The following is a 14,046-nucleotide window of genomic DNA, read 5'->3' as shown; positions in this document are numbered from 1 at the left end:
GCACCACAATGAACGAGTGGCACCGAGCACGTCGCGTCTTCCGGTGGGGCGGCACTTCGCCGTGACCTGGTCGATTCCCGACGACTTCGGCGGAATGACCGAGGCGATGCTCCGACGGTCCCGCGCGTTCGACCGAGTGTGCGCGACCCCCGTCGACGTGCTCACGTTCGACGCGCGACCCGACTACCCGGAGTTGGTGGAGCGCCTGCGTGCCGACGGCGCGCTGAGTGGCGGCATCCGGATCCTCAATCTCTACGACTGGCTGCGCGACCACGAACTGCCTGCCGTGAACGGCCACCCAGAGTTCCCGACCGCGGATCCCGCTCTCCCCGCGGACTCCGACGGCGCAGTGCGGCTGCGCGGCGGCGACGTGATGTCCCGTCTTCGACAAGACGCCCAGGGGCGCGTGCTGCAGGTCGACCACCTCCGCCAGGACGGCTCGCTGCTGCTGACCGACCGGCGCGAGGTGCCACGGCGAGGCGAGCCCGGTGGGCGGCGACTCGTGCTCCACGACAGGCAGGGGCGTCCGGTGCGTTCCTGGCGGCGGATCTGGGACCTCTACGCCGACTGGCTCGACGCGCTCACCGCCGGCCAGTCCAGCTACTTCATCGTCGACAGCAAGACCGTCGCGGGGTTCATGGCGCAGTATCGACGACGACACGTCGTCACCGCGCACCTCGTTCACGGATCGCACCGCGACGCCGCCGGTCAGGTGAAGGCGTCGCGCAGGGCGGCGCTCGAACGCGCACATCGTTTCGACGTCGTCGCCGTCTTGAGTCGGTCCCAGGCGCGTGACATGCGCCGCGACCTCAGCCCCTCACCGTTCGTCGCCGTCGTCTCCAATCCGCACGACGGCGATCGTCCCCCGCCGTCGCAGACCGCGCGGGCGGCCACGAGCGGCGTCGTCGTCGCAGCCCTCACCCGACGCAAGCGCGTCTCCCATGCCATCGCCGCCGTGCGCGATGCGAACGTCGCACGCACCACTCCGATCACTCTCGACGTGTACGGCGACGGGGAGAGCCGCACCGCGCTCGCCCGCAGTGCCCGCGACGACCCGAACGTCCGACTGCACGGCCACGTCCCACGCGCTCGCGAACGGCTCGGTCAGGCATCCTTCGCGCTCTTCACGGCCCACTCCGAAGGGTTTCCGCTGGCACTCGTCGAGGCGATGGCCGCAGGGTGCGTCCCGATCGCCTACGACATCGACTATGGTCCCGCGGACATCATCCGTCACCGACGCAACGGCTACCTCATCGAGGCGGGTGATGTGGACGGTCTCGCCGACGCGATCGCCGAGGTCGTCGACCAGCCGGAATGGCGTCGTCGACGTCTGCGTGCACGAGCGATCGCCGCGACGCGCGACTTCACAGACGAAGCCGTCTGCGCCCAGTGGGCGAATGCCTTCGAGCTCGCACTCCTCCGGCGAGCGCTCCGACGCACCCCCGCCGCGCGCACGCTGCTACGGCGCTGGCCTCACCTGCGAAGAGCACCCGCGTTCGCACTGCGGGCAGCGGCGCTGCTCGCTCGGACCGCAGCAGAAGGGCGGCGCCGGCCGGCTGCGCGACGGGGTGTCAGCCGTTCGCAGGGCGCAGTGCCCGGCTGGTGAAGTAACTCACCCCTCCGTCGGCATCCTCGACTCCGAAAACCCACTTCCCGGAAGGAGTTGCGCGCATATCGATGACGGTGCCGCGCGCGTTCGTCGTCAGCACATCGTCCCCCGGCTTGAAAACGGCGTCGGTCATACCTCGGATAGTACGGCGACCACGCAGCCATACGCGACGCCGCCAACGGCCTCAACGCACGCTCCGCCCGCCCCAGCCGATCCGCAAGTGCGCCGCGGTCCGACCGAGCACGGCAGCCGTGCCGCGGCCCATCCGAACGGTCCCGCTCCGCGCCGTCCTCACCTAGGCTGAAGCGCATCGGGCTCCACCTCCAAGCCTGGGGTGAGCGGGAGGCGGGCCCGTCGGCGCGGGGGCCGTGGTCTCGCGCGAGAACGGGGGACGGCGTGACACTGCTCGGCAGGCAGGATGAGCTGGCCGAGCTCGCGCGCGAGGTGGGCCGCGGCATCCGTTTCATCGGCGTGTCAGGACGCTCCGGCGTGGGGAAGACGGCGATGCTGTCGGCCTTCGCCGCCGCCCCACCGCCGGGCGTCGAGGTGTGGGACGTCGATCTCGCCGGCGCACCCGGTGGGAGCGGCGTGCTCGACGAAGCAGCACGGCGCCTCGGTCTGGGCAGGAGCCGGTCCACTTCTCGGACGGGTGTCGAGGCGATCGCGGCGCGTGTCCGCGACCGTCGCGTCGTCCTCTCGGTGGACCACTCCGACGAACTCGCTCTCGACACGGATGCTGTCGACTCCCTGTTCGGCGCATGCCCACGGCTGGCGCTCATCGTCGCGCGGGCGGTCCCGCCGGAACGGCCCGCCGCGCTGATCACCCTTCGCCCGCTCGGCGTGCCGGGCGACGGTGCCGCGTTCGAAGAGATCGTCGCGAGCCCGAGCGTGCGCCTCTTCGCCGCCCGTGCGTCGCTCGTCGACCCGCACTTCCGGCTCGATCCGTTCAACGCGCATGACATCGCCGAGATCTGCCGACTCGTCGGGGGCCTCCCTCTCGCGATCGAACTCATCGCCGCGCGCGTACGCCTTCTCCCCGTGGATCAGCTGGTCCGTGAGATGCACGGCGATCAGGGCGGCATCGGTCTCGATCTGCTCACAGCCCGTGCAGGAGCATCGCGCCTCAGCATCCGGGATGCTCTCTCATCCACCTGCGCGCAGCTGTCGACTCGCGAGCGCCGACTTCTCGACCGGCTGTCCGGCTTCTCCGGCCCGTTTCCGTTCGACACCGCCGTAGCGGTCGGCGGCGGTCGAGTGGCCGATACCCTCGACGATCTCGAACAACTCGTCGACCTGAGGCTCATCGAGCCCCGCTCGGGCGTCGCGGACCAGCAGGTGTTCGATGTGCTGCCCATCGTGCGGGCGTACGTGCGCGAGTCCTGGACGCCGAACCCCGACGACGAAGAGCAGCGTCGGGTGCTGCTCTCCGATGCCCTTCGCGCCGCGGCCGCGTCGTCGGAGTCGACAGTGCCGTCGCAGGCGCTGATCGTGGCGCAGGTGATGCGTCGTGACCTCGTGAACGAGGCGAGACGTCTCATCGAGGAAAACGCGCCGCTCGCCGCGGGGTGGCTCACCGACTGCGCGGATGTGCTGTCGGGCTTCGCCGAGCAGACGGTCGTCAGCGAGTTGCTGGAGCGGATCATCGTGTCGGGTGTCGTCGACCAGCTCGACGCCGAAACGCGGGCGCGGGTGCTGCTGTGGAGCGCGTACCTCCTCGCGATGTCGCCGGACGGCATGGGACTGACAGAGATCACCGGCGAACGCTACCGACGGGCAGCAGATCTCATCCGGGCCGGCGGATGGCCGCTGCTGTCGATTCGCGCCGCATTCCTGGGGATCATGATCGCCACCGTCGCGGGCGAGCTCGTCGAGGCGACGCTCCGGGCCGAAGCCGGTGTCGCACGGGCTCGCAAGCTGCCGGAGCAGGTCTGGACCGGCCGATTCGAAGTGTGGCTCGCCGCCGCGGCGCATGCCGTGGGTGACATCGAACGGGCCTCCGCTCTGGCCCTGGACGTGCTCGAGCACGGTCAGCGCCTCCACGACTCCTACACGATCGTCGGCGCGGCGGTCATCCTCCACACCCTCCCGCCCGGCACGGTGCCGGACGCCGTCCCCCTTCCACCCCTGGAGAGTGTGCTCGAACTCGCGCGGGCGACCGGCGACATCGCGCAGGAGGGATTCGTCCTCGCAGCACTGGCGAGCGCCTCTCTCGACGCCGGGGACTACCGCGAGGCGGCGCGGTGGTGCGCCGCGCGCCTCGCGCAGGACAGCAAGCGCGGATGGTGGCTGGAGTCCGAGATCTCGCTCACACTCGCGGTCGTGATCGCCACCGGGCTCGGGGACTTCCGGTTCGCGGCTCGAATGCTGGGCGCCGTGCGGGCGGACCGGGCCCGAATCCTGCGTGCGATGGCACCGCGCCACGGTGTCGCCCTCGAGCGAGCGGAGGCGACCGTCGTCGCCCGGCTCGGAAGCGCCCTGTCTTCGCGGCTCATCGGCGCCGGGCAGACGCTGTCGATCGGCGACGCCGCGATCGAAGCGATGGGCTGGCTGCGGGGCCACGCATCCGGCCCGTCGAGCGCGGCTGTCGAGAACTCCGACCCCCTCACGCCCCGCGAGAGGCAGGTGCTGGCACTCCTCGCGTCGGGGCAGACGAACAAGGAGATCGCGGCGCGCCTCGGGCTCTCGGTCAAGACGGTCATGCACCACTCGATGGCGATCTACCGAAAGCTCGACGTCCGTGGCCGGGCCGAGGCGACCGCACTCGCCTTCCGGCGCGGTCTGCTCGATCCGCCCGACGAGGTCTCATAGGGCATTTGCCCGATGCGCACCCTGCCCGCGCTCAATACCGTCGGCCCGGCGGAGAGTTCGACGAAGGGATGCCGAAATGACGAAGTGGTGGAGATGGACGGCGACGGCGGCCGCGGTCGTGCTGGTGTCGGCCGGAATCGGGATCAGCTCGGCGACGGCCTCGGATGGTGGCGAGATCAGGGCGTGTGTCAACGCGGCGACGGGCGTCGTCCGCGTGCTCGATCAGAGCCGGACCGGGAAGCTCGCCCAATGCCTCACGAGCGGGCCGAAGCTCCTGCTCGAGAAGCCCTTGACGTGGAATCAGGTCGGACCCACCGGCGCCCAGGGAGCGCCGGGCGCGGACGGCGCAGCAGGGACGCCGGGGCCGCAGGGCCCTCCAGGACCGCAGGGACCTGCGGGCACTGACGCCCCGCGGCCGAAGATCCACACCGTCGTCGCCGGGCAGCAGGTCGGTGAGGACACGCCCGCCGGCTACCTGACGGCCGGCTGCCAGAACGCCTACTACGTCCAATTCACCGCCAACAGCCTGGGCGTATCGGCCGACCTGTGGATCGAACGAGCCTCGACGGGCTCCATCGACCACGTCGCGATGACCGGCATCGCCGTACACAGCGTGCTGCTGAACGGGAGCGGAGACGAACACCTCACGCTTCGTGCGACGGAGGGCGCCGACGTGACCGAATGGGAGATCTGGGCGACGACAGAGGGCGGATGCCGGATGAGCATCACGCAGACGACCTCCTAGGGGGCGGGCTCAACGGCATCCCCTGAGCGGGCTCGTCTGCGGAGCATCCCGATGGTCCGCGACAATGCAAGGGTGACTGTCGAAGATGAGGTTCGCGCGGCCGCGGAGCATCGTGCCGTCGCGCTGGCAACCGGCGACGAGTCCGCGCTGAGGTTGCTGCTGCACCCCGAATTCGCGTGGACGTCGCACACCGGGGAGCACTTCGACCGCGACAGCTACCTGGATGCCAATCTCGACGGGCCGACGCGTTGGCATTCTCAGGTGCTGACGGATGTCAGGGTCATCGTCGTCGGTGACACCGCCGTGCTGCGCGGCACCGTCACCGATGACGTCACCACGGATGCCGGACGCAGCACATTCCGGATGCCCCTGACCCAGACGTGGGTGCGCTCGGGCGACCGATGGCAGTGTCTGGCCGGCCACGCAGGGCCGCGCATCGCGGCGCAGGAGCAATCTGCGTAGCCGGCTCACGGTCGGTGCGGCGGCGTCAAGCCCCTGCCCCTCCGCGGTGCGGGACACCGATGCTGTGGGGAAAGGCAGGAGGCCCGCCATGACGAATCAGAACCCTCCCTTCGAATCTCGAGATGAAGACGACGGCAGCTTCGAAGGCCCGGATGTCGAGAAGTCGGTGAACGATCCGACAGGCATCGGCCACGACACCGCGGACGACCTGAACGACAGCGCCGACTCGTACGTGAGTCCCGCGCGCATCGGTCAGAGCGATCAGGGCGTGCCCAAGCAAGGCGGACTCGGCCAGGACGGCACCATCCCCGACGACCCGGACGGCGTCGCCGCCGGCCACACCGGCGAGCAATCCACGTTCGAACCGGAGGAAGACCAGCAGGCCGAACCCTAGACACACGACCGGCCATCACCGGGATCGGCGCGTCCGTGGGGCTGCTCTCGAAGCCGCTCAGTCGCGCGACGTCGCGTTCACGTTCCCGGAGCGTTCCTGTCCGCTCAGGCGTGCGATGGCGGCCATCATGCGCTCGGTGATCTCGCGGCGAGCCTTGCCGTCCGGCATGCCCTCGAGGTCGGCGAGGTCGAGCGGCTCGCCGAAGTGCACCTCGAGGCGCGGCCTGCCCGGCAGCAGATGGCTCAGCGGCTTGGCGGTGCCGGTCCCGATCAGCCCGACAGGCACGACCGCGGCGCCCGTGTCGCGCGCCATCCACGCCGCGCCACCGTGACCCTCGTGCAGCTTCCCGTCGCGCGAGCGGCTTCCCTCGGGGAACACCGCGAACACGCTCCCGGCCCGCAGGATGCTGCTGCCGGCGTCGAGGGCGGCGCGCGCATCGCGACCGGTCGCGCGGTACACCGGGACACCGCCGATGGATGTGAAGAACCAGCGCTTGACGCGGCCGAGCATCCCGGAGCCCGTGAAGTACGACGACTTGATGAGGAACTGCACAGGGCGGGCCGCGGATGTCGGGATGATGACCGTGTCGAGCGACGCCAGGTGGTTGCTCGCCAGCAGGACCGGCCCACGCTCGGGCACGTTCCCTCGACCGACGATGCGCGGGCGATACATGAGCCAGAACAACGGGCGCAGGACCACCCGCCCGAGGAAGTAGATGGCGCCGGGCCGCGGTGCAGGGGCGGGGCTCGGCGGCGCAGGCGCGATCACCTCGCCACCCTATCCGTCATCGTGCCGTTCGATCCCTCGAGAGCTGCGAGCGAGGTCGCCCCACGAGCCCGCCGTTCGACAAGCGCAACCCGTCCGCGCCGCTGCGGTCGTGAGGCTAATCGGGGAGATCTTCGGCGAGGCGCCTGGCGTCGCTGGGGGTGTTCGTCGCGGCCCAGCTGGCGAGGAGCTTGACCCTGTCTTCGTGTGGGGTTCCTGGTTCAGCGGTGTAGAGGTTGAGGGTCCGCGCCGCGCGGTTCGGGTTCGCGAGCTCGGCTGATTGATACGTGAGTTCGATGCTCCCGACGACCGGGTGCTTCAGGCGCTTGAGGCCTTCGTGGCGACTGCGCACGTCGTGGGAGGACCACAGGCGGGTGAAGTCATGGCTGCGAGTGGAGAGCTCTCCGATGAGCTCCCGCAGCGCTCGGTCGTCAGGTTCGCGTCCGGCTTCCGCACGCAGCAGGGCCACCGTGGCGGATGCGCCGCCTTCCCAGTCGACGAAGAAGTCGCGAGCGGCGGGGTCGAGGAAGTGGAAGCGGGCGAAGTTCGCCCGGTCGCCGATGGTGGTGGGGCTGTCGAACATCGGGGCGTGGAGCGCGCGGGCGAGCGCGTTGGTCGCCAGCACGTCGAGCCGGCCGTTGCGGAGGAACACAGCCGACAGGGTGACGGAATCGATCAGCCAGCGGACCGGACCATCGAGAGCACCATCCTTGGGGCGCGGCGGGCGTCGCACAGGGGGACGCGCGGCCTTGGCGAGGTCGAAGAGGTAGTCGCGTTCGTCGTCGTTGAGCTCGAGAGCACGCGCAACGGCCGCGAGGACCTCTTCCGAGACGCCCGTGATGTGGCCCTTTTCCAGTCGGGTGTACCACTCCGTGCTCACACCGGAGAGCACGGCGACTTCCTCACGGCGGAGCCCTGGCACCCGTCGACGGCTGCCGGCGGGCAGGCCGACCTGCTCCGGGGCGATGCGTCCACGCCGGCTGACGAGGAAGTCCCGGATGTCATCGCGGTTGCTCGGACTCTCCATGTCCCCACGGTAACCCCGGGGTGCTGCGGCTGAGGGGGTGCTGCCTGTACCCCTATAAGCCCGACCTCCCGCGCACCCGCAAGACGGGATGTGATGGATGACGTCGCCGCGAGATCCGCGGCGTCCGAAGGAGTCGCACCGATGACCATCGACAGCATCGAGGCCGTCCGCGCGTCCGAGTCCGCCGCGGCGACCGGCTCGTCGCGGACGCGGCTGCCGCTTGTCGTGTACGTGCTCGCGCTGGGCACGTTCCTGATGCTGACCACCGAGTTCGTGGTTGCCGGCATCCTTCCCGAGGTCGCCGAGGATCTGCAGATCTCACTCGCTCAAGCGGGGAGCCTCATCACCGTGTTCGCGGCGGGGATGATCGTCGGCGCCCCGGTGATGGCGCTGCTCACGATGCGGATGTCGAAGCGTCTGACCCTGATCACCGCGATGCTGATCTTCGCCGCAGGTCATGTCGCCGTCGCCCTCAGCTCCGACTTCGCGATCCTGCTCGGTGCCCGATTCGTCACCGCCGTCGCGACGGGTGCGTTCTGGGCGGTCTCGGCCGTGGTGGCGACCCGTGCGGCGGGTGCGAGCGCGGGCGCTCGCGCCCTCGGCGTCGTGACCGCCGGCGGTGCGCTGGCCACCGTCCTCGGCGTGCCCATCGGCGCGTTCATCGCTCAGGCGGGCGGCTGGCGCAGCACTTTCTGGTTCCTGGCCGTCGCCGCGATCATCGCGACGGTGCTCGTCGCCCGCCTCGTTCCCGCCGACCACCCGGCCCAGACCCCGACATCGCTGCGGCGTGAACTGGGCGGACTCCGATCGGGCCGGCTTTGGCTGGCACTCCTGGCGTGCGTCACGACGACCGGCGGAGTGCTGGCTGCCTACTCCTACATCGCGCCGATCCTCACCGATCAGGGCGGTGTCGACGCGGGCTTCGTCCCGCTCGTTCTCACCGGGTTCGGGATCGGGTCGTTCATCGGCACCGTTCTGGGAGGGCGCTACGGCGACCGCCACCCCGGCCTCATCACCGTCCTCACGCCCGCCGTGACCACAGCCATCCTCGCGGCGCTCAGCGTCACCACCGGTGCGCCGCTCCTCATGATCGGCCTGGTCGTGCTGCTCGGCCTGTTCGGGCTGAGCGCCAACGGGGTGCTCATACACCTCGTCGTCGGCTCCGCCGGCCCTGCGGCGACGCTCGCCTCCGCGCTCGCCGTCTCCGCCTTCAACGCCGGTACCGCGATCGGAACCGCCATCGCCGGCGCCGCCTTGTCCACCCCGCTCGGCCTGCACGGGCCCTCGATCTTCGGAGCGTGCATCGTGGCGCTCACCCTCATTCCCACCGTCGTGCTCGCCGTGCTGCGCCACCGCAGCCCTGAGCGCGTCTGAACCCCACCGAAAAGGAAACCCATCATGCGTGCCACCCTCATGTACGGTCCCGGCGACGTCCGGATCGAGAACGTTCCAGACTCCCGGATCAAGAACCCCACCGACGCGCTCGTGCGGATCACCGCCTCCTGCATCTGCGGCTCCGACCTCCACCCCTATCACTCAATGGATGCCTCGGCCGGCCCCGCACGGATGGGCCACGAGTTCATCGGCGTCGTGGAAGCGGTCGGGGGCGACGTCGTCACCGTGCGCAAAGGCGACCTCGTCGTCTCGCCGTTCGCGGTCTCCGACAACGTCTGCGAGATCTGCCGGGAGAACCTGCAGACCTCCTGCCTCCACCACGAGGCAGGCTTCTGGGACGGCATCCCCGACGAAGGCGGCCAGGCCGAAGCCGTCCGTGTTCCGCTCGCCGACGGCACGCTCGTCAAGCTGCCCGTCGCGGCCGACTCGGCGCTCATCCCTTCCCTGCTCACCCTGTCGGACGTGTTCGGCACCGGCTACCACGCCGCCGTCGCCGGCGGCGTCACGGCGGGCACTTCCGTCACGGTCATCGGTGACGGCGCCGTCGGACTGCTCGGCGTGCTGTCGGCACGACGACTCGGCGCCGAGCAGATCATCCTGATGGGTCGCCACAAAGCCCGCACCGACCTCGGCCGCGAGTTCGGAGCCACCGACGTGGTCTCCGCCCGCGGCGAAGAGGGCATCGCCCAGGTCCGCGACCTCACCGGCGGACACGGCACCCACGTCGTGCTCGAAGCCGTCGGGTACATGGCCGCGTACCAGCAGGCGGTCGGCGTCGTCCGCCGCGGCGGCGTGATCAGCCGCGTCGGCGTGCCCCAGTACGAAGACGCCCCGATCGGGTTCGGCAGCCTGTTCCGCCACAACATCCGCCTCGCCGGCGGGCCTGCCCCCGTCCGCGCCTACATCGACGAGCTCATGCCCGACATCCTCGACGGGACGATCGAGCCCGGCAAGGTGTTCGACGCGACCACCGACCTCGACGGGGTCCCTGCCGGCTACCAGGACATGGACGACCGCAAGACCCTCAAGGTCCTCATCACCCCGTAGCCGCGACCCCGCGAGCGACGCGCTGGGCCGACATGAGGCCGATCCGGCCCGCTTCGAGGCGCACGAGACGGTCCGCGGCGTCGATCACGGCTTGATCGTGGCTCACACACACCACAGCCGCGCCGCGATCCGCCTCCGCTCGCATCTCTGCGAGGATCCGCTTCGCGCTGCCCGCGTCCAGCGCGGTCGTGGGTTCGTCCAGCAGCAGCGTGTCGGCACCGCGTGCGAGCCCCTGAGCGAGGAGGGCCCGCTGCTGCTGGCCTCCGGACAGCTCTCGAAACGGCGCTCGTTGCAAGGGGGTGAGGTCGAGACGATCGAGTGCGGCATCCACCGCGTCTCGGCACGTGCGGTCGAGTCGGCGCCATGGTTTCACCCGACCCCACGCTCCCACGGTGACGACGTCGCGCACGGTGACGGGCAGGGTCTGCGAGATGGACGCGCGCTGCGGCACGAACGCTCGCGACCCCGCCCGGACCGCGACGCTCCCTGCGCACGGGGCGATCGTCCCCGCGAGCACCTCGAGCAGGGTGGATTTGCCGGCGCCGTTCGGTCCGGCGATCACCGTGAGCTCTCCTGCTTCCGCGTCGAAGTCGACGCCGCGCAGGGCCGGCGCGCCGGCGTAGTCCACGCGCACTCCGCGCAGCGACAGGGCGGCGGTGGGCGGGGTTTCGAAGGACACGGCCCCAGCCTAATCGATTTTGAGAATCGTTCTCATTAACGCTACGGTCGCTGCTCGTGACCTTTCTCACCGATCCGCTCGCCCCGGAGTTCGTGCAGCGCGCACTCCTCGGCGGCACGCTGGTGGCGGTGCTCTGCGGTGTGGTCGGCACCTGGGTCGTCGCCCGCGGCATGGCGTTCCTCGGCGAGGCGCTCGGCCACGGAATGCTCCCGGGTGTCGCCCTGGCGACGGTGCTCGGAGTGCCCGTGCTGCTCGGCGCCGGCGTCAGCGCGACGCTGATGACCCTCGGGATCGGGGCGCTGCAGCGTCGTGGCCGGCTTTCCTACGACACCAGCATCGGCCTGCTGTTCGCGGCCATGCTCGCCGCCGGCGTGATCGTCATCTCGCACTCGGGAAGCTTCGCGACGGATGCGACGGCCATCCTCTTCGGCGACATCCTCGCGATCTCGACCGAGGATCTGGTCCTGGTCGCCTGGGCGACCGTGATCGGCCTCGCGGTCGCTGCGGTCGCGCATCGCTCGCTGGTGACCCTCGCGATCGACGCCAGGGTGGCGGCGGTGCTGGGGCTCAGACCGAGACTCGCCCAGGCGGTGCTGGTGGGCCTGGTCACACTCGCGGTCGTCGCGTCGTATCAGGCCGTGGGCTCGCTGCTCGTGGTGGGCCTGCTCATCGCGCCGGCGGTCGCCGCGGGCCACTGGACCCGCCGGCTGCCTTCCGCGATGGCCCTTGCCTGTGTCTTCGGCGTCGGCGCCGTCGTGCTGGGCCTGCTGCTGTCGTGGCACGCGGGCACCGCCGCCGGCGCCTCGATCGCCCTCACCGCCGTGCTCCTCGCGGCGGCCTCGTGGGCGGCGCACGCCGCTCGCGCTCGCAAGAGCTCCGCGCAGGCGACGTACGCATGACGCTGTCCGGATCTGCCGCCGCACCCGCCTCCACCACCCGAAGGAACGACCACCCCGTGCTCCCCCGCTCTTCCACGCTCACCGCACTGCTCACGCTCGCCGCACTCACGCTCGTCGGCTGCGCGGGCGCCGAGACCGAGCCACCCGCCACGGGCGAGGCATCCGGCGGTCACGGAGCCGTCGACGGCGCGGCCGAGCTGAGTGAGCCTCCGCTCGCCCTCGTGACCATCGACCCGGATGGCGCCGTGCGCCTGCTCGACCTGCTCGACGAGTCCGAAGCGAAGCTCGGGAACGTGCCGGCGGCATCGCGTGCGAGCAGTGACGGGCGCTACGTCTTCGCCGATGCCGGCGGAGGAATCTCGGTCATCGACAGCGGCCGATGGACGTGGGACCACGTCGACCACTTCCACTACTACCTCGCCGAGCCGGCGATGCTCGGCGAGGTCCCGGGACGAGGGGCGGCCGCTGTGGCGACGACGTCGTCGTCCACGACCGGGAGCACCGGAGTGTTCTTCGCCGGGAGCGGCGAGGCGGTGCTCCTCGACACCGCGGCGATGTCCGAGGGCGAACTCGTCGAGCGATTCCGCCTGGAGGTCGACCCGCACGACGGCATGGTGGTGCCGATCGGCTCGTATGCGCTCGTGACGCAGCCGGAGCACGGGGTCGCAGCATCCGTCTCGGTGCTTGACGAGGATGGGATGCCGCAACCCGGCGCCACTGCCCAGTGCGCCTCTGCGCAGGGCACCGTCACGACGCGCGTCGGCGCGGTCATCGGGTGCGCCGACGGCGCTCTGCTGGCGACCGTCGTCGACGGTGCCGTGGAGATCGAGCGGATTCCCTACCCCGCGGGCACCACGGCTCCGCGCGCCACCGCGTTCGCGGGGCGCGACGGCCGCCCGACGGTCGCCGCGCCGGCGGGAGACCACGCGATCTGGCTGCTCGACACCCGCGAGCGCACGTGGACGCTGCTCCCCGTCGACCGGCCGATCGTGCAGGCGACCGCGATCGACGATGAGGCCCAGCACGTGCTCGCGCTGGGCGCGGACGGGCGGGTGCTCGTGATCGACGGCGCGACCGGGGCGCTGCTGTCGCAGACCGAGCCGCTGGTCGCAGAGTCGCTGGCGACGGATGCCGGCACCCCGACACTCATCGCCGACCAGCAGCGGGCATACCTCAACGCTCCGGCCGAGCGCGTCCTGTACGAGATCGACTTCGCCGACGCCGCCCGCATCTCACGGACGTTCGCGACGCCGACATCGCCTGCCCTGTTCGCGGAGACCGGCCGATGAGCCGCCGGCGCCCCGCAGTGCTCGCCGCGCTGCTGGCGGCCGGGGTGGCAGCATCCGTCCTCTCGGCGTGCGCGCCGGAAGGCGACGATCGCCCGCTCGTCGTGGTGTCGACGAACATCCTCGGTGACGTCGTGGACGAGCTCGTCGGCGACGACGTCGAGGTGATGACGCTGATGCGGCCGGATGCCGATCCGCATTCGTTCGAGATCTCGGCACGGGATGCTGCGCGCCTGCGCACCGCAGACCTCCTCGTGTCGAACGGCCTCGGCCTGGAAGAAGGTCTGCAGCAGCACCTCGACGCCGCCGTCGCCGGAGGTGTGGAGAGCTTCGTCGCGGGCGAGTCGATCGAGGCGCTCGCCTACGCCAGCGGCGACGCAGCCGGCACCCCCGACCCGCACTTCTGGACCGACCCCGCCCGCATGGTCGATGTCGTCGAGGCGCTGGCCCCGCAGCTGTCCGGACTGCCGGGCGTGGATCCGGCCGACATCGACGCACACGTCGATGCCTATCTCGCGCAGCTCGAGCGCCTCGACGACGACATGACGACGGCGTTCGAGGCGATTCCCGCGGAGCGCCGTGCACTGGTCACCAACCATCACGTCTTCGGCTATCTCGCCGAGCGGTTCGGCTTCCGCATCGTGGGAGCCGCGATCCCCGGCGGCACGACCTTGGCCGCGCCCAGTGCGTCCGATCTCGCCGACCTCGTGTCGGCGATCGAAGAGCACGCCGTGCCGGCCGTGTTCGCCGAGTCGTCGTCCCCGGACCGGCTGATGCGCGTGCTCGCCGAGGAGGCCGACCTGCGCGTCGAGGTGATCGAGCTGTACACCGAGTCGCTCACCGCCTCCGGCGGCGGCGCGGAGGACTACCTGACCATGATGCGCGAGAACACGCAGCGCATCGCCACCGGGCTCTCGCAATGAGCCCCAC

General features: G+C 70.7%; 14 protein-coding genes. 10 read left to right on the top strand and 4 right to left on the bottom strand.

Annotation, left to right across the window (positions count from 1 at the left end; translation table 11 throughout):
• The first annotated feature begins 16 nt into the window (after nt 1-16).
• The gene (locus ACFQ7C_RS11855) at nt 17-1,606 is read left to right on the top strand and encodes a glycosyltransferase (protein WP_378900974.1); all 1,590 of its coding nucleotides are present in this window, start codon (nt 17-19) and stop codon (nt 1,604-1,606) included.
• Here the strand turns inward: ACFQ7C_RS11855 and ACFQ7C_RS11850 are convergent.
• Nucleotides 1,572-1,742, bottom strand: coding sequence for a hypothetical protein (locus tag ACFQ7C_RS11850; RefSeq protein ID WP_378900972.1), 171 nt, complete (start codon nt 1,740-1,742; stop codon nt 1,572-1,574). The two genes, ACFQ7C_RS11855 and ACFQ7C_RS11850, sit on opposite strands and share 35 nt — an antisense overlap.
• A gap of 263 nt (nt 1,743-2,005) precedes the next feature.
• Between ACFQ7C_RS11850 and ACFQ7C_RS11845 the strand changes: the two genes are divergently transcribed.
• From ACFQ7C_RS11845 to ACFQ7C_RS11830, 4 genes are all read left to right on the top strand, one after another.
• Entirely contained in the window at nt 2,006-4,417 is a 2,412-nt protein-coding gene (locus ACFQ7C_RS11845; RefSeq protein ID WP_378900970.1) for a LuxR C-terminal-related transcriptional regulator, read from the top strand.
• A gap of 76 nt (nt 4,418-4,493) precedes the next feature.
• The gene (locus tag ACFQ7C_RS11840; RefSeq protein WP_378900967.1) at nt 4,494-5,162 is read left to right on the top strand and encodes a hypothetical protein; all 669 of its coding nucleotides are present in this window, start codon (nt 4,494-4,496) and stop codon (nt 5,160-5,162) included.
• Between the two features lie 72 nt (nt 5,163-5,234).
• The gene (locus ACFQ7C_RS11835; protein WP_378900964.1) at nt 5,235-5,624 is read left to right on the top strand and encodes a nuclear transport factor 2 family protein; all 390 of its coding nucleotides are present in this window, start codon (nt 5,235-5,237) and stop codon (nt 5,622-5,624) included.
• A gap of 88 nt (nt 5,625-5,712) precedes the next feature.
• Nucleotides 5,713-6,018: a hypothetical protein gene (locus ACFQ7C_RS11830; protein WP_378900961.1), complete on the top strand. Its 306-nt coding sequence runs from the start codon at nt 5,713-5,715 to the stop codon at nt 6,016-6,018.
• Nucleotides 6,019-6,075: 57 nt separating this feature from the next.
• Here the strand turns inward: ACFQ7C_RS11830 and ACFQ7C_RS11825 are convergent, their stop codons facing one another.
• Nucleotides 6,076-6,786, bottom strand: coding sequence for a lysophospholipid acyltransferase family protein (locus tag ACFQ7C_RS11825; RefSeq protein ID WP_378900958.1), 711 nt, complete (start codon nt 6,784-6,786; stop codon nt 6,076-6,078).
• A gap of 115 nt (nt 6,787-6,901) precedes the next feature.
• On the bottom strand, nt 6,902-7,810 hold the full coding sequence (locus tag ACFQ7C_RS11820; RefSeq protein WP_378900955.1) for a helix-turn-helix transcriptional regulator: 909 nt from the start codon (nt 7,808-7,810) through the stop codon (nt 6,902-6,904).
• A 141-nt stretch (nt 7,811-7,951) separates the two neighbouring features.
• On the opposite strand from ACFQ7C_RS11820, the gene ACFQ7C_RS11815 reads away from it, so the two are divergent.
• Complete coding sequence (locus ACFQ7C_RS11815; RefSeq protein ID WP_378900952.1) at nt 7,952-9,184, top strand: MFS transporter; 1,233 nt, start codon at nt 7,952-7,954, stop codon at nt 9,182-9,184.
• Nucleotides 9,185-9,208: 24 nt separating this feature from the next.
• Nucleotides 9,209-10,252 (top strand): zinc-binding dehydrogenase, encoded by a 1,044-nt coding sequence (locus ACFQ7C_RS11810; protein WP_378900949.1) that lies wholly within the window; start codon nt 9,209-9,211, stop codon nt 10,250-10,252.
• On the opposite strand, the gene aztA is transcribed toward ACFQ7C_RS11810, so the two are convergent.
• A complete protein-coding gene (gene aztA / locus ACFQ7C_RS11805; RefSeq protein ID WP_378900946.1) occupies nt 10,242-10,931 on the bottom strand; it encodes a zinc ABC transporter ATP-binding protein AztA in 690 nt (229 codons plus the stop codon). The two genes, ACFQ7C_RS11810 and aztA, sit on opposite strands and share 11 nt — an antisense overlap.
• Before the next feature lie 56 nt (nt 10,932-10,987).
• On the opposite strand from aztA, the gene aztB reads away from it, so the two are divergent.
• From aztB to aztC, 3 genes are read left to right on the top strand one after another with little or no spacing between them, the layout of a single operon-like run.
• Nucleotides 10,988-11,830 carry a zinc ABC transporter permease AztB gene (aztB, locus tag ACFQ7C_RS11800; protein WP_378900943.1) on the top strand — a complete coding sequence of 281 codons (843 nt, stop codon included), beginning with the start codon at nt 10,988-10,990 and terminating at the stop codon, nt 11,828-11,830.
• Entirely contained in the window at nt 11,827-13,119 is a 1,293-nt protein-coding gene (locus tag ACFQ7C_RS11795; protein ID WP_378900940.1) for an ABC transporter, read from the top strand. The genes aztB and ACFQ7C_RS11795 overlap by 4 nt, the downstream gene beginning before the upstream one ends.
• The gene (gene aztC, locus ACFQ7C_RS11790) at nt 13,116-14,039 is read left to right on the top strand and encodes a zinc ABC transporter substrate-binding protein AztC (RefSeq protein WP_378900937.1); all 924 of its coding nucleotides are present in this window, start codon (nt 13,116-13,118) and stop codon (nt 14,037-14,039) included. Before ACFQ7C_RS11795 ends, aztC begins: the two co-directional genes overlap by 4 nt.
• The last annotated feature ends 7 nt before the right edge of the window (nt 14,040-14,046 follow it).

This window comes from Microbacterium sp. NPDC056569 (assembly GCF_042793475.1).
Lineage (GTDB): Bacteria > Actinomycetota > Actinomycetes > Actinomycetales > Microbacteriaceae > Microbacterium.
The sequence above is the reverse complement of the archived record's forward strand: the minus strand, read 5'-3'. Positions and strand labels throughout refer to the sequence as shown.

What these genes read in the sequence shown, in the direction of transcription:
- ACFQ7C_RS11820 (WP_378900955.1), bottom strand. Translation starts at nt 7,810, where the DNA reads ATGGAGAGTCCGAGCAACCGCGATGACATCCGGGACTTCCTCGTCAGC.
- ACFQ7C_RS11840 (WP_378900967.1), top strand. Translation starts at nt 4,494, where the DNA reads ATGACGAAGTGGTGGAGATGGACGGCGACGGCGGCCGCGGTCGTGCTG.
- ACFQ7C_RS11795 (WP_378900940.1), top strand. Translation starts at nt 11,827, where the DNA reads ATGACGCTGTCCGGATCTGCCGCCGCACCCGCCTCCACCACCCGAAGG.
- ACFQ7C_RS11810 (WP_378900949.1), top strand. Translation starts at nt 9,209, where the DNA reads ATGCGTGCCACCCTCATGTACGGTCCCGGCGACGTCCGGATCGAGAAC.
- ACFQ7C_RS11815 (WP_378900952.1), top strand. Translation starts at nt 7,952, where the DNA reads ATGACCATCGACAGCATCGAGGCCGTCCGCGCGTCCGAGTCCGCCGCG.
- ACFQ7C_RS11850 (WP_378900972.1), bottom strand. Translation starts at nt 1,742, where the DNA reads ATGACCGACGCCGTTTTCAAGCCGGGGGACGATGTGCTGACGACGAAC.
- aztC (WP_378900937.1), top strand. Translation starts at nt 13,116, where the DNA reads ATGAGCCGCCGGCGCCCCGCAGTGCTCGCCGCGCTGCTGGCGGCCGGG.
- ACFQ7C_RS11830 (WP_378900961.1), top strand. Translation starts at nt 5,713, where the DNA reads ATGACGAATCAGAACCCTCCCTTCGAATCTCGAGATGAAGACGACGGC.